14 protein-coding genes and 1 tRNA gene are annotated in these 14,282 nt (G+C 72.9%); 7 read left to right on the top strand and 8 right to left on the bottom strand.

Annotated features, from left to right (window positions below; genetic code table 11):
• Window positions 1–13: 13 nt before the first annotated feature.
• On the bottom strand, window positions 14–2,059 hold the full coding sequence (locus LN251_RS06355) for a DHA2 family efflux MFS transporter permease subunit (protein ID WP_458243514.1): 2,046 nt from the start codon (window positions 2,057–2,059) through the stop codon (window positions 14–16).
• A 179-nt stretch (window positions 2,060–2,238) separates the two neighbouring features.
• On the opposite strand from LN251_RS06355, the gene LN251_RS06360 reads away from it, so the two are divergent.
• Window positions 2,239–3,156, top strand: a complete 918-nt coding sequence (locus tag LN251_RS06360; protein ID WP_458243515.1) for a peptidoglycan-binding domain-containing protein — start codon at window positions 2,239–2,241, stop codon at window positions 3,154–3,156.
• Window positions 3,157–3,634: 478 nt separating this feature from the next.
• Here the strand turns inward: LN251_RS06360 and LN251_RS06365 are convergent, their stop codons facing one another.
• A complete protein-coding gene (locus LN251_RS06365) occupies window positions 3,635–4,303 on the bottom strand; it encodes an HAD-IA family hydrolase (RefSeq protein ID WP_458243516.1) in 669 nt (222 codons plus the stop codon).
• Window positions 4,304–4,461: 158 nt separating this feature from the next.
• The gene (locus tag LN251_RS06370) at window positions 4,462–5,043 is read right to left on the bottom strand and encodes a TMEM165/GDT1 family protein (RefSeq protein ID WP_458243517.1); all 582 of its coding nucleotides are present in this window, start codon (window positions 5,041–5,043) and stop codon (window positions 4,462–4,464) included.
• A gap of 391 nt (window positions 5,044–5,434) precedes the next feature.
• Between LN251_RS06370 and LN251_RS06375 the strand changes: the two genes are divergently transcribed.
• The 4 genes from LN251_RS06375 to LN251_RS06390 all read left to right on the top strand — a co-directional run bounded on the left by LN251_RS06375 (window position 5,435) and on the right by LN251_RS06390 (window position 9,312).
• Window positions 5,435–6,079, top strand: a complete 645-nt coding sequence (locus tag LN251_RS06375) for an HNH endonuclease family protein (RefSeq protein ID WP_058925564.1) — start codon at window positions 5,435–5,437, stop codon at window positions 6,077–6,079.
• A 97-nt stretch (window positions 6,080–6,176) separates the two neighbouring features.
• Window positions 6,177–7,805: an alkaline phosphatase D family protein gene (locus tag LN251_RS06380; protein ID WP_458243518.1), complete on the top strand. Its 1,629-nt coding sequence runs from the start codon at window positions 6,177–6,179 to the stop codon at window positions 7,803–7,805.
• Window positions 7,806–8,072: 267 nt separating this feature from the next.
• Window positions 8,073–8,525 (top strand): DoxX family protein, encoded by a 453-nt coding sequence (locus LN251_RS06385; RefSeq protein ID WP_058925562.1) that lies wholly within the window; start codon window positions 8,073–8,075, stop codon window positions 8,523–8,525.
• Window positions 8,526–8,700: 175 nt separating this feature from the next.
• Complete coding sequence (locus LN251_RS06390) at window positions 8,701–9,312, top strand: DedA family protein (protein ID WP_458243519.1); 612 nt, start codon at window positions 8,701–8,703, stop codon at window positions 9,310–9,312.
• Between the two features lie 21 nt (window positions 9,313–9,333).
• On the opposite strand, the gene LN251_RS06395 is transcribed toward LN251_RS06390, so the two are convergent.
• The gene (locus LN251_RS06395; protein ID WP_458243520.1) at window positions 9,334–9,558 is read right to left on the bottom strand and encodes a DUF2277 domain-containing protein; all 225 of its coding nucleotides are present in this window, start codon (window positions 9,556–9,558) and stop codon (window positions 9,334–9,336) included.
• Between the two features lie 94 nt (window positions 9,559–9,652).
• Between LN251_RS06395 and LN251_RS06400 the strand changes: the two genes are divergently transcribed.
• Complete coding sequence (locus LN251_RS06400; protein ID WP_458243521.1) at window positions 9,653–10,555, top strand: ketopantoate reductase family protein; 903 nt, start codon at window positions 9,653–9,655, stop codon at window positions 10,553–10,555.
• 10 nt (window positions 10,556–10,565) lie between these two features.
• Here the strand turns inward: LN251_RS06400 and LN251_RS06405 are convergent, their stop codons facing one another.
• Both LN251_RS06405 and LN251_RS06410 read right to left on the bottom strand, forming a co-directional pair.
• Window positions 10,566–11,039 (bottom strand): carboxymuconolactone decarboxylase family protein, encoded by a 474-nt coding sequence (locus LN251_RS06405; RefSeq protein WP_458243522.1) that lies wholly within the window; start codon window positions 11,037–11,039, stop codon window positions 10,566–10,568.
• Between the two features lie 87 nt (window positions 11,040–11,126).
• Window positions 11,127–12,041, bottom strand: a complete 915-nt coding sequence (locus tag LN251_RS06410; protein ID WP_458243523.1) for a phosphotransferase — start codon at window positions 12,039–12,041, stop codon at window positions 11,127–11,129.
• Window positions 12,042–12,166: 125 nt separating this feature from the next.
• Between LN251_RS06410 and LN251_RS06415 the strand changes: the two genes are divergently transcribed.
• On the top strand, window positions 12,167–12,493 hold the full coding sequence (locus LN251_RS06415; protein WP_458243524.1) for a hypothetical protein: 327 nt from the start codon (window positions 12,167–12,169) through the stop codon (window positions 12,491–12,493).
• 42 nt (window positions 12,494–12,535) lie between these two features.
• On the opposite strand, the gene LN251_RS06420 is transcribed toward LN251_RS06415, so the two are convergent.
• Together LN251_RS06420 and LN251_RS06425 are read right to left on the bottom strand one after the other, a co-directional pair.
• A tRNA-Val gene (locus LN251_RS06420) sits at window positions 12,536–12,607 on the bottom strand.
• Window positions 12,608–12,676: 69 nt separating this feature from the next.
• Entirely contained in the window at window positions 12,677–14,269 is a 1,593-nt protein-coding gene (locus LN251_RS06425; RefSeq protein WP_458243525.1) for an IS200/IS605 family accessory protein TnpB-related protein, read from the bottom strand.
• Window positions 14,270–14,282 lie beyond the last annotated feature (13 nt).

Below are 14,282 nucleotides of genomic sequence, written 5' to 3' on the forward strand. Positions count from 1 at the left end.
GGGGCGCTCCGGCTCAACCGGTGCCCTCCACGGCCCCCTTGTGCGGCTCCTCCCGTTCCGACCCGCACAGCTCGCCGTTCAGCTCGCGCACCAACTGCACGAGGTCCGTGGGCCGCCCCGGACCCCACCAGTCCCCGAGGAGCCGCGCCAGCGACTCCTCCCGGGCCTCGGCGAGCCGGTCGGCGACCCGCCGCCCGCTGTCCGTCAGCACCAGTTCCAGCCCCTCCCGCACCGCGAGGTGCCGCACCTCCACCTGCCGGGCGGCCTCGATGATGACGTTCAGCGGCACGGAACTGCGCTCGGCGAGCACGGCGGGCTCGGCCCAGCCGTACCGGCGGATGCGCAGCAGCAGCCAACTGGCCGCGGGCAGCAGGTCGTAGCCCGCTCGCTCGGTGATCTCCTCGTACACCTTGCGCCGTCCCTCGCGCGTGCCGAGCACGGACAGCGCCCGGCACACCTCGTCGTAGGAGGACCGTTCGACGGGGTTGCTGGCGAGCGTCTCGGTGACGTCGGGCGCGGTGACGGAGGCGCGCAGCGGGTCCTCCTTGAGGAACCAGGCCAGGACGAAGCCGAGGAGGGCGACGGGGGCGGCGTACAGGAAGACGTCGGTGATGGAGGAGGCGTACGCGTGCAGGGCGGGCGCGCGCAGTGCGGGCGGGAGGGAGCCGATGCCGCGCGGGTCGGACTTGAGGGCGTCGGCCGAGACGCCTCCCGGCAGCTTCACGCCGCTGAACGCGGCCGTCAGCTTGTCGCCGAGGCGGCTCGCGAAGACCGTGCCGAAGATCGCCACGCCGAAGGAGGCGCCGATGGAGCGGAAGAAGGTCGCGCCGGAGGTCGCGACGCCGAGGTCCTCGTAGGAGACGGCGTTCTGCACGATGAGCACCAGCACCTGCATGACCAGGCCGAGTCCGAGGCCGAAGACGAAGAAGTAGGCGCTCATCTCGAACGTGGAGCTGTTCTCGTCGAGCCGGTGCAGCAGAAGCAGCCCGATCGTGGTGACGGCCGTCCCGACGACGGGGAAGACCTTCCAGCGTCCCGTCCGGCTGACGATCTGCCCGGAGCCCGTGGACGACAGCAGCAGGCCGAACACCATGGGCAGCATGTGCACACCGGACATGGTGGGCGTGACGCCCTGCACGACCTGGAGGAAAGTCGGCAGGTAGGTCATCGCGCCGAACATGGCGAAGCCGACGATGAAGCTGATGACCGCCGACAGGGTGAACGTCCGGATCCGGAACAGCTTCAGCGGCAGCACGGGTTCGGCGGCCCGCCGCTCCACCGCCACGAACGCCACGGCGAGGACGACGCCCAGCACGGCCAGCCCGACGATCTGCGCCGAGCCCCATCCCCAGGTCGTCCCGCCCAGCGAGGCGACGAGCACCAGACAGGTGGCGACGGACGCGATCAGGAACGTACCGAGGTAGTCGATGACATGCCGTGTCTGCTTGCGCGGGATGCGCAGCACGGCCGCGATCACCGCGAGGGCGATCACGCCGACGGGGAGGTTGATGTAGAACACCCAGCGCCAGCTGAGGTGTTCGGTGAACAGGCCGCCGAGCAGCGGCCCGAGGACGCTGGTCGCCCCGAACACGGCCCCGAACAGCCCCTGGTAGCGACCGCGCTCGCGCGGTGGCACGACGTCCCCGACGATCGCCATCGACAGCACCATGAGCCCGCCGCCGCCGAGCCCCTGGACCGCCCGGAAGGCGATGAGTTCGGGCATGTTCTGCGCCATGCCGCACAGCGCGGAGCCGATGAGGAAGAGCACGATCGCGGTCTGGAACAGCCTCTTGCGCCCGTACTGGTCGCCGAGTTTGCCCCACAGCGGGGTCGCGGCGGTCGAGGCGAGCAGATACGCGGTCACCACCCACGACAGGTGGTCGAGGCCGCCGAGGTCGCTGACGATGGTAGGCAGCGCAGTCGAGACGATGGTCTGGTCGAGCGCGGCGAGCAGCATCCCGAGGAGCAGGGCGCCGATCGAGACGAGGACGTTCCCCGGTACGTGCGGGTCCTGCGCCTCCTGCCGGTGCCGGGTCACTGTGCTCGCATCCCCTGCCATGAGACCTCCCAACGGTCGCCGTGCGTCCTCGACGCACCTCCCATCGTGGTCGGAGTGACCGGATATGGCCCGTCGAGTCCTCGGAAGCCGGGATTCCGGGGGCCTGTGGGAGGCGAGGTGAAGGAGATCTGCATAATCTCTGGAGTTCGCGAGGGGAGCGCGAGGGGAGGGACGAACACGTGACGGACCCCGAGGGTCAGCCGTGCCCGGAGTGCGGAGCGCCCAGAGGCGGCGACAACACGCCGTCGTGCGGCTGCGCGCGCAGGGCGTCCGACGCCCTGCGCGACGCCCGTACGGCGCAGGCGGCCGCCGCGGAGGACTTCGATCCACTGCGGATCCGGCCGTACGTCGACCTGGAGGGGGCGGCGGAGGGGACGATGCCGTTACGGACGGTCGGCCCGGACCTGCGCCCGTTCGAGACGACGCGGCCGCCCGGACCGCCGCCCGAGCCCGTCCCCGCTCCGGCGGCCCCGGCACGGCACCCCGGTCGCCGCCGCCCCCGCACACGCACCGTCCTGCTCGCCGCGGGCGGCGCCGTCGTGGCGGTGGTGGCCGCGGCGGGACTGGCCGCCGGGCTGTTCTCGTACGAGCCGCCGCCGCGGCACACGGCACTGCCGGACGACGTCCGGGCGAGCGTCCCGGCACCTCCGACGAGCAGCACGCCGACGTCGCCCGCCGCGTCGTCCGCCCCGGCAGGCCGGCCGGTCCCGCCGCCGGCGCCCACGGGCACGACACCGTCCCCCTCGGTCTCGGCGCCCTCCACGAGCGCCTCGCCGTCGCCCTCCGTGGCCCGCACGCGGACTCCGGCCACCCCGACGCCCACGGCCTCGGCGACCGACACGATCAGCGCCGGCAGCGACCAGCGCACCCGCCCGCCCGTTCTGCGCCGCGGCGACAGCGGCCCCGAGGTGAAGGAACTGGAACTGCGCCTGACCCAACTCGGCCTCTACACGCGCAAGGCGTCCGGCCACTACGACGAGGGCGTCGAGGACGCGGTCACCCGCTACCAGCAGGCCCGAGGCATCCAGACCCAGCAGCACGGCGTCTACGACCTCGAAACCCGCTCCCGACTGGAGTCGGAGACGTCGGAACCATGAGGCCGACCCCCGGCCCGAGCCGAAGCCCAAGAAACCCCGAGCCCGTCACCACCCCAGCTCCGGGCCGGCACGGTGCGGGTCGGAAACGTCCGAGCGACAGCACGCGCGCTGCCGGGCGCGACTGACGTCGGAGCGAGCGGCCAACCCACAGGCGCGCACCCTGGCGAGCCTCAGGCGCGGCGCCACCACCGCCCGCACATCCGGGTCGGCGCGGGTCGGAACGTCCGAGCGACAGCACGCGCGCTGCCGGGCGCGACTGACGTCGGAGCGAGCAGCCAACCCACAGGCGCGCACTCCGGCGAGCCTCAGGCGCGCCACCACCGCCCGCACATCCGGGCCGGCACGGTGCGGGTCGGAAACGTCCGAGCGACAGGGCACACGCTGCCGGGCACGGCTGGGCGCGACGGGCCCAGCCGCTCCTCGCCCGCACCCGCGCACGCTGGCGAACATCAGAGGCGGCGCGACGCGCCCCGTCCCGTCACTGCACGCAGATCCGGATCGTGCCGTCCGTCATGGCCTCGACGTGCACCCGGGTGAGGTCCGGCACGACGATGTCCGGCTCGTGGAGGTCGGCTCGCGGGCCCACGCCCACGACCCGCATCCCGGCGGCCCGGCCGGCGGCGATGCCCGCGGCGGAGTCCTCGAAGACGACACAGTCGGCGGGAGCGATGCCCAGCTCGGCCGCGCCCTTGAGGAAGCCCTCGGGGTCCGGCTTGCTCGCGCCGACGCTCTCCGCCGTGATGCGCACGCGCGGCAGCGGCAGCCCCGCCGCGGCCATGCGGGCCGTGGAGAGGGGCACGTCCGCCGAGGTCACCAGCGCGTGCGGCAGCCCGTCCAGGGACGCCAGGAACGTCGCCGCGCCGGGCACCTCCACGACCCCGTCGGTGTCGGCGGTCTCCTCGGCGAGCATGCGCGCGTTGTCGGCGTGGTTCTGCTCCATGGGACGGTCGGGCAGCAGCACCGCCATGGAGGCGTAGCCCTGGCGCCCGTGGACCACCTTCATGACCTCGTCCGCGTCCAGCCCGTGCCGCTCGGCCCAGCGACGCCAGATCCGTTCGACGACGGCGTCGGAGTTCACGAGGGTGCCGTCCATGTCCAGCAGGAGGGCGCGGGCGGTCAGGACGGTGGGCACGGCGGTGACCGTCATCGGCAGCTCCAAGGCAGGGAGGGGGGAACAAGGCGGCCCCGCCCGCCGGTCAGGGAAAACGGGCGGGAGCCACTTTGTTTCTCCACGGTACAAAACATGCCCGGTATCCGCCACCGCATACCGAAAGAGTTCACCGGCCGTTCAGCCGGCCCGCGGCCTCACCCGGCCACGGCCTCCCACAGACCCCACACCCCGAGCACCGCCATCAGCAGCGCCGCGATCTTCGTGATCAGCTTCAGCGGCACCCGCCTCATCAGCGCCTTTCCGCCGACGATGCCCAGCCCGGCCACCGCCCACAGCGCCAGCACGGCACCGAGCCCGACGGACAGCGGGTCGTCGTAGCGGGCCGCGAGGTTCGCCGTCATGATCTGCGTGAGGTCACCGAACTCGGCGACGAGGATGAGCATGAATCCGGTGCCCGCGACCTTCCAGAACGACTGGTCCTCGGGCCTGCGGATCTCCTCCTCGCCGTCCCCCTTGCCGAACAGCAGCATCGCCGCGCCGCCCAGGAAGAGCAGGCCCGTCACGGCGTGCACGAGCCGCTGCGGCAGCAGCGTCAGCACACTGCCCGCCGCCACGGCGAGCACGACGTGCAGCAGGAACGCGGCCGCGACGCCCGCGAAGACGTACGAGGCGCGATAGCGCGCCCCCAGTACGAGTCCGGCGAGAGCGGTCTTGTCCGGAAGCTCCGCGAGAAAGACGACGCCGAAGACGAGCGCCAGGACGGTGATGCTGATCAAGGTTCCTCAATCGGTCGGGGCCACCCCACCGAGAGTGCTGAGCCTTCACGCACGACACCTCGGCACGGCAGCGCACACATGGCGCCCGTGCCGTGCGGCACGGGCGTGCACTGCTTTGCCGAAGGTCTCGCTGGCGGAGGTCCACGAGGGACCCGCCTCCGGGCGCCGGCTCAGACGAGCTGAGCAGTATGTCGACGGTCCGGCGAAGAGCTACTCCCCTTCTGCGCCGTCCATGGTACGCGACGAGCCGGTGGGTGAAAGTTCAGCCGTACACCTTGTCGTGTCATGTACGCGTCACTAGCTTCTTACCGAACGCACACCCGGACGCAACACGGCGCCGGGAGCATTCCCCTGCTCGCACCCAAAGCCCCCACACCCCAAGGGAGTTCGCATGCCGAAGTTCTACGCGCGTCGACGGCTCAGCATACTCGCGGCTCTTACCGGACTCATAGCCTCCGTCGGGCTCCTGAACGGCCCGAGCGCCTCCGCCGCCCTCCCGACCCCGGTCAGCGCGTCCACCGCGCGCAGCTACCTCGCCTCGCTCACCGTGGCGACCGAGAACCGCACCGGGTACAGCCGCGACCTCTTCCCGACCTGGATCACGATCAGCGGCACCTGCAACACCCGCGAGTACATCCTCAAGCGGGACGGCACGAACGTCGTCACCGACTCCGCGTGCGCCGCGACCAGCGGCAGCTGGTACTCCCCCTACGACGGCGCGACCTGGACCGCCGCCTCCGACCTGGACATCGACCACCTCGTGCCGCTCGCCGAGGCCTGGGACTCCGGCGCGAGCAAGTGGACCACCGCCCAGCGCCAGGCCTTCGCCAACGACATCACCCGCCCGCAGCTGCTGGCCGTCACCGACAACGTGAACCAGTCCAAGGGCGACCAGGACCCCGCCACCTGGGTGCCGTCCCGGTCCGCGTACGTGTGCACCTACGTCCGCGCCTGGGTCCAGGTGAAGTACTACTACGACCTCTCGGTCGACTCCGCCGAGAAGTCGGCGCTCACGAGCTACCTCTCCGGCTGCTGATCCGGCGATCGATCCGAGGACTGATCGTTACGCGCCGAACCTCCCCCCTCACCTCCGTCGTTCCGTACCGTACGGGGCGACGGAGGAGCGTGAGTACGTGGCCGAACTGCGCCTGGGTCCACTGCTGAGGTATGCCGACGGATCGTCCGCGACCGTGTGGGTCGAGACGAGCCGCCCCTGCACCGCCGAGGTGCGCTGCGCCGACGGCTCCGGCGGCGAGGCCCCCACCTTCCAGATCGCCGGCCACCACTACGCCCTGGTACCGGTCACCGGCCTCACCGCGGGCACGACGACGTCGTACGACGTCCACCTCGACGGCGCGCTCGTGTGGCCGCCGCCCGACTCCCGGTTCCCGCCCTCCGTGATCCGCGCCCCGCGCGAGGACGACGAGGTCAAGGTGGGCTTCGGCTCCTGCCGCTGGGCCGCCCCGCCCGCCGACGAGCCGGACCCCGTGGGCCCGGACGCCCTCGACACGCTCGCCCTGCGGATGGCGGCCGACCCCGAGGGCGAGCGCCCGGACGTGCTCCTGCTGCTGGGCGACCAGGTCTACGCCGACGAGACCTCCCCGGCGACGCAGCGCTGGCTCGCCGCCCGCCGCGACCTCGGCGACCCGCCCGGCAGCCAGGTCGCGGACTACGAGGAGTACACCCGCCTCTACTACGAGTCCTGGCTCGACCCCGAGGTGCGCTGGCTGCTGTCCACCGTGCCCACCTGCATGATCTTCGACGACCACGACGTCATCGACGACTGGAACACCTCCGCGGCCTGGGTGGAGGACATGCGGGCCACCCCGTGGTGGCGGGAGCGGCTGCTGAGCGGCCTGATGTCGTACTGGGTCCACCAGCACCTGGGCAACCTCTCGCCGGCCGAACTCGCCGCCGACCCGCTCTACGCGGCCGTACGCGAACTGCCCGACGGGACGGACGAGTTGCGCGCCTTCGCCTCCCGTGCCGACGTCGATCCCGCCTCGGTGCGCTGGAGCTACCGGCGCGACTTCGGCCGGGTCCGGCTGGTCATGGTGGACTCGCGGGCGGCCCGCGTCCTCGACGAGGAGCACCGGGCGATGCTCGATCCGGGCGAGGAACGGTGGCTGCGCGAGCAGGTGCTGGACCCCGGGGCGTACGACCACCTCCTGATCGGGACCTCGCTGCCCTGGCTGCTGCCGCACCTCGTGCACGACGCCGAGGCGTGGAGCGCCGCCCTGTGCCGGGGGGACCGGGGGGCGCGCTGGGCGCGGTTCGGGGAGAAGCTGCGGCGGGGGGCGGACCTGGAGCACTGGGCGGCCTTCCCGGCCTCCTTCGCCGGGCTGGCCGAGCTGATCGCGCAGGCCGGTTCGGGGGCGGGGGCGCCCTCGACGGTGCTCGTCCTGTCGGGCGACGTGCACCACGCGTACGTGGCGGAGGCCTCGTGGCCGGCGGGCGGTGGGCCGGACGCCCGGGTGCTGCAGCTGACCTGCTCACCCGTGCACAACGCGGTGCCGCGGGCGATCCGCGTCGCCTTCCGGTTCGGCTGGAGCGCGGCGGCGCGGGTGCTGGGCCGGCGGTTCCTGCGGCACGGCCGGTGTGCGCCGGTGCCCGTCAAGTGGCGCAAGACCGGCGGGCCCTGGTTCGGCAACCAGCTCATGACGCTGACGATGGAGGGCCGTTCGGCGCGGCTCCGGCTCGAACAGGCGCGGGAGAAAGGGGTGCTGGCGACGGTGGAGGAGTCCCGGCTCAGCCCCTCCTGACCGACGGGGCCCGAGCGTCCCGTCGGTGGTGGCGGGCCCGGAGGGAGCGGATTCGGACACACTTTCGGGGGTGCGCAATCAGGTGGGAGCGCTCCCACGTGCGTCGACGCCATGGACGGCGCGGGGAGCTGCGCGGAGTCGTTGGCCAATGTTGAACTTCCAACATCATCGGGGCTGACCTACCGTAAAAAGCTCGTTCGGTACCGCCGTCCCTCTGCCTGTCATGTCCCCGACAGGTCGCGACCACACCGAAGGAGCACCCCCCACATGTCCGCTCGTCTCGACGCAGCCCAGCCCTACGCCCTCGGCCTGTTCCGCATGGTCGTCGGACTGCTCTTCGCCTGCCACGGCGCCGCCTCGCTCTTCGGCGTCCTCGGCGGCGCGTTCGGAACCGGCGCCACCGTCCGGGCCGGCGCCTGGCCGTCCTGGTACGCGGCCGTCATCGAACTCGTCGGCGGCATCCTCGTCCTGCTCGGGCTCGCCACGCGCGCCGCGGCCTTCATCGCCTCCGGCTCGATGGCGTACGCCTACTTCAAGGTGCACCAGCCGCACGCCCTGTGGCCCATCGAGAACGGCGGCGAGCCCGCGGCGTTCTTCTGCTGGGCCTTCCTGCTGCTGGTCTTCACCGGCTCCGGCGCGTTCGGCCTGGACCGGCTGCTGGCCAGGCGCTCGACCGCGCAGCACGAACGGGCCGCGGAGCAGACGCCGGTGACCGCCTGACACACCGACGCGGGGCGGCAGCCGGGTGAACGTCCGGTGCCGATCCCACGTGCCCCCGATGAATCTCCCGTCGCACCACGGGCGTACGCTGTATGGCTGTTGATGGCCGCCCTGCCGCTCCCCTGCGTCGTCGCGGCACGGTGTGGTCCACGGGGGAGTTCACGGGGAGTCTGCGGTGCTGGAGAGTGTGGGGTCGTTGACCGGGACCCCTTGGATCTACGCCATGGTGGCGCTGTCGGTGCTGCTGGACGTGTTCCTGCCGGTACTGCCCAGCGGGGTGCTGGTCATCACGGCCGCCACCGCGGCGGCCGCGGGCTCGGCCACCGGCCGGGTACCGCACGAAGTCCCGGACATCCTCGCCCTGACCCTGTGCGCCGCCCTCGCCTCGCTCCTGGGTGACCTGGTCGCCTACCGGCTGGCCTGGCGGGGCGGCGAACGCCTGGACCGCGCCATCGCCCGCTCCCGCCGGCTGACCGCCGCGCAGGAACGTCTCGGCGTCGCGCTCGCCCGAGGCGGCGGCGCCCTGGTCATCCTCGCCCGCTTCGCCCCGGCCGGCCGCTCGGTCGTCTCCCTCGGCGCCGGCGCCGCCCACCGCCGCGCCCGCGACTTCCTGCCCTGGTCGGCCCTGGCGGGCCTGACCTGGGCCGCCTACAGCGTGGCCCTCGGCTACTACGGCGGTCAGTGGCTCGGCGCGACCTGGCTGGGAACGGGCGTCTCGGTCCTGGCGCTCTTCGCGGCGGGCTCGGGGGCGGCGTACGTCATGCGGCGGCCGGTGAAGGCGTCGTAGACCGGCCGCCCCCGCCGTCCCTCAGGCGCTCGCCCGCTGACCCCGCACTTCGAGGCCCTCCAGCAGCTCCGCCGTGGCCTGTGCGATCACGTCGACGGCGTGGTCGAACACCTCCCTGTTGTGTGCGGCGGGCGCCCGGAAGCCGGACACCTTCCGTACGAACTGCAGGGCCGCGGCCCTGATCTCCTCCTCCGTCGCCTCTTCGGGCAACGCGGGCGGACGAAGTGTCTTGATGCTCCGGCACATGGAAACAGTCTCGCCCAACCCCCGGGCTCCTGCGATGATCCGTTCCGAGGCGGCCACCGTCGTGGGGCCGACCGGCGAAGGGAACACAAGCATCATGGCGAACGACGCACTCACCGTGGCGGTGCTCGGCCCCGGCGGCATCGGCGGCCTGGTCGCCGGGCTGCTGGCACGCGCCGGCCACCCCGTGATCTGCCTGGCCGGCGAGGAGACGGTCCAGGTGCTGCGCAGAGATGGCATACGGGTGCGCAGCGGGAGGTTCGGCGACTTCACGGCCCGCGTCGAGGCCGACACCGTCCTGCGCGAGCCGGTCGACGCGTGCCTGGTCGCCGTCAAGCACACCGCCCTGGAGGCGGCCCTCGACCGGGTCCCGCCGCAGGCCCTCGGCGACGGCCTCCTCGTACCGTTCCTGAACGGCGTCGAACACCCCGCCGCCCTGCGCGCCCGGTACGGGCCCGGCCCGGTCGCCCCCGCCGTCATCCGCGTCGAGTCGACCCGGGTCGCGCCCGGCGTGATCGAACACGGCAGCCCCTTCGCCGAGATCGACCTGACCGGCGAGGGCGTGGACCGCGAGCGGCTCGGAGCCCTGGCCCTGGCCCTGGAGGCCGCCGGGCCGGTCACGCGCGTGCTGGACGACGAGACGGCCGCGCTGTGGGCGAAGATGTCGTTCCTGGCACCGTTCGCCCTGCTGACCACCCTGCACGCCGTCCCGCTGGGCGACGTACGCACCCGGCACCGGGACGAACTGACCGCCCTGGTGGAGGAGACGGCGGCCGTGAGCCGGGCCTGCGGCGGTCCGACGGACCCCGCGCAGGCGATGGCCCGCTACGACGCCTTCCCGCCGCAGACCAGGTCGTCGATGCAGCGCGACGCCGAGGCGGGCCGGCCCCTCGAACTCGACGCCATCGGCGGCGCGTTGCTGCGGGCGGCCGACCGGCACGGGGTGAGCGTGCCGGTGGCGGCGCGGGTGGTACGGGAGTTGACGCGGGCACACGCCTGACGGGAGGCGCTCAGCGGTACCGGCCGACCTGGTGGTCGCCCGCGGGCTGCCGCGTCATCACATTGCCGCGGTTGAAGGCGTTGATGAGGGCGATCTGCGCGACCAGGGCGCCCAGTTGCTCCTCGTCGTAGTGCTTGGCGGCGTTCTCCCACACCTCGTCCGGGACGCCGCCGGCCGCGTCCGCGATCCGGGTGCCCTGCTCGGTCAGCTCCAGCGCGGCGCGCTCGGCCTCGCTGAAGACGGTGGCCTCCCGCCAGACCGCGACCAGGTTGACGCGCACGGCGCTCTCCCCCGCATGCGCGAGCTCCTTGGTGTGCATGTCGACGCACCCGGCACAGCCGTTGATCTGGCTGGCCCGCAGATTGACGAACTCCCGCGTCGCGAACGGCAGTCCCGACTCCCCCAGCGCATGGCTCGCGGCGACGATCTGCTTGAACGCCTTGGCCGCGACCGGGCTCGCCATCAGATTCAACCGAGCTTCCACGATGCACTCCTCGTGTCGTCCTGTCCTTGACACCCCTGGGACGAGAAGCTCCCGGCCCCTGTGACACGACCGGGGATGAGGTGGGTCTCAGGCGGCCGTCTCGACGAGTCGTCGCAGCGCGGCCCGGGCGGGCGGGCCCCAGGTCGGCTTGCCGCCCGGGCGGCCGTGGACCCCGGCCTCCCCGATGAGGGCGCAGGAGAGAGCCTTGAGCACCGCCCAGCCGCGGGCGCGGCGGCGGGACGCCGCGTCGGCGGCCGACCGGCAGCCGGCGTGGAAGCGGTCGACGGCGCCGTCCGGCAGCAGCAGCCACGCGGCCGCGAGATCGCAGGCCGGGTCGCCCGCGCAGAGGTCCCCGAAGTCGATCACACCGCGGAGGGTGCCGTCGCCGGTGAGGACGTTGGCCGGATGAAGATCGGCGTGAAGCCAGGACGCCGGGCCCTGCCACCCCGGCGCGGCGACGGCGTCCTCCCAGACCGCGCGGACGGCGTCCGGCTCCGGGAGCAGCCCCAGCCCGGTGGCCGACGCGAGCATCCCCGCGAAACCCTCGGTGCTCCCCGACAGCGGGCCGCCGCGGTCGCGGCCGGCCGGCGCGCCGTCCGGGGCGGGCCGGTGCAGAGCGTTCAGGAAGGCGGCCAAGGCGTCTGCGGCCTCCGCGCCCCGCGTGACGGGGGCGCGGTCGGCGGGCGTTCCCGGCACCCAGGTGGTGACGAGCCAGGGCCGCGGGAAGCACTCGGAGGGCTCGCCGATGCGCTGCGGGACGGGGACCGGCAGGGGCAGCCGCGGAGCGAGCGCGGGCAGCCAGGCGTGCTCCTTGCGCAGCAGCGCGTCGGCGGACCCCGTCGCCCACGGCAGCCGCACGGCGAGGTCGTCGCCGAGCCGCCACAGCTGGTTGTCCCAGCCCCGGGCACCGAACCGCACCGGCAGACCCGCCAGGTCCGGATGCTGATCGGACAGCAGATCCCGGACCAGTTCCGCGGTGATCTCGATCTCGGTATGCGTCATGCGGGCCCACGGTAGCCGGACCACGACGCGCCGTTCGCACCGCAACTGCCGCGCGCGGTCCCCCGTTCGCATGAACCACCCGAACGCACTCGCATCCCAAAATCGAACAGGCGTAGCATTGCGTCGTGGCAACGACCTATGACTTTCCGAGTGACCTCCTCGCCGGTCAGGAGGAGCTGCATCAGGTCCGGGCCGAGCTGTCGGCCCTGCTCAAGCGCCTTCCCTGGTCGGTCGAGCCCCTGGACGCATTCAGTGACACCGGCGGCTGGCGCAAGGTGGAGCGCCCCGCCTCCCCCGGCTGGACACCCGACGAACAGGCCGAGGTCGAAAAGCTCCGCCGCCGCGAACACGAACTCGCCGTCTTCGTCACGACCCACCGCTTCTGGACGGAGGTCACGGCCGGCGACCGCGTGGACGCCCGCACGACCCTGAAGCACGCCCACGAGCACTGAACGAGAAAGACCCCGGCCGCGACGGCCGGGGTCCTCACACGGTGGGCGCGGACGGTTTCGAACCGCCGACATCCTGCTTGTAAGGCAGGCGCTCTACCACTGAGCTACGCACCCGGGACAAGTCGACAGACTACATTGCCCGGGGCGCTGTCCTGCAATCCGGTTACGGGCCGGGACAGGACGTCAGCCGTATTCCTGGGGACCGAGCGGTAATGCGTCCTGCCACCAGGACGCATGCTCAGCCGCGTGCCCCGAGTAGTGCTGGACACGCTGGTCGCCCGCTTTCGCTCCGCGGTCCGGCGACACGGATCGGGTCCGTGGTCCGGAGGAACGGGGGCGGGGTCCCTCACGCTCCCGGTCCTCCGGTCCGGCCTGGACGGTCCGATGCCCCGCACGATCTCTCCGGTCGTGCGGGGGCGGTGCCGTCCGTCGCCGGATCGGATGTCCGAGGGCGCGCCGTCCGATCGCCACGGCGGCCGCGTCGTGGCGGGTGGTGGTGCGGGCCGGTGTCGCCAGAGGCCGCTGCCAGTGCTGGGCGCCCCAGCGCGAGGTGTAGGCCGGATCCACCGCGACGACCGCGACGCCCTGCTCGGTGGCCATCGACACCAGCCGGGCCCTGAGCCGGGCCGTGGGAAAGCGGGAGACGATCCGGCGCAGGGAGGTGTTGCCGCCGAACTTCTCGCGCGTCCTGCTGTCGGTGAAGTCGAGGTCCTCGATCGCCACCGCGCGGACGCCCGTACGGCGTGCGTGGTGGAGCAGCCGGGTCAGTGCGTGCCGGATCTGCGCGTCCCGATGCCGCACGCTGCCCGAGAGGTCGTAGGAGAACCGCTGCGGCTCACCGACGGGATTGCCGTGCGGGTCCAGGCGCCAGGCCGCGAGGTGGTCGTCGTTCATGTCCACGGCGACCACCCCGCGAGCCATCGCCGCCGACAGCGGGTGAAGGGGGACGGCGGGGCGTTGCCAGGAGGCGGTCAGGTACCAGCGGCCGCGACGGGGGTCGAAGTGAATGCGGTAGGCCACCGCCCGGTCGGCGGCGACCCGGTCCCGCCACTCCTCGTGCCGGTGCGCGAAGGTCACCGTCGCGTCGAGCACGTACCGGCCGTGCGGGGCGTTCGAGAGGTGCGACAGGGCGGCCGGGAGCCTGACGGAGAGCTGCCCGGTGTCGCTCACGCGGATCGTCTCGTTGCCGTACCGCTTGCCGGTCTCACCGTCGGCCGACAGGAACATCCGGGCGGCCTGCCAGCGCTCTCGCCATGCCTCCCGGCCCAGCGCCGCCTCGCTCAGGTGGTGCCGCCGGCGGGCGAGCCGCTTGCCGCCGCGCACCACATGAACGCGTCCCGTGATCCAGTCCCCTTCAAGCGCCGCCAACCGGGCCTCGAGGGCGTGCAGGCGCCGCGCTTTGGCATGCCACTCCGAGCGGGTGGCGCAGCCGCGCACCGACCCGTGCCGCCGATCGGCCTTCGCACCCACCGGCCGGGCCAGTCTGGCCTCTATCCGCGTGATCTCGCCGCGCAACCACGTCAGTTCCGTCGCTTGAGCACGTCTCGCCAGCGCCCACTGGTCGTTCGTCGCCTTCGTGATGCTGCCCGCCCAGCGCGCCGACGAGGCCCCTGACAGGTCCCGTTTGCGGGCGGCCCAGGAGGCGGCATCGGACCCCGGCCCCTGCCTGCACCGCACCGACAGATCCCGAGAAGCCAGGGACCCCAGCAGCGCACCTACCTCCGCCAGCACCGCCGCGTCGGACGAGGACAGCCGCAGCCGGGTCCGGACGGTCATCCCGGTGGGACCG

This window comes from Streptomyces sp. MAI_2237 (assembly GCF_054189285.1).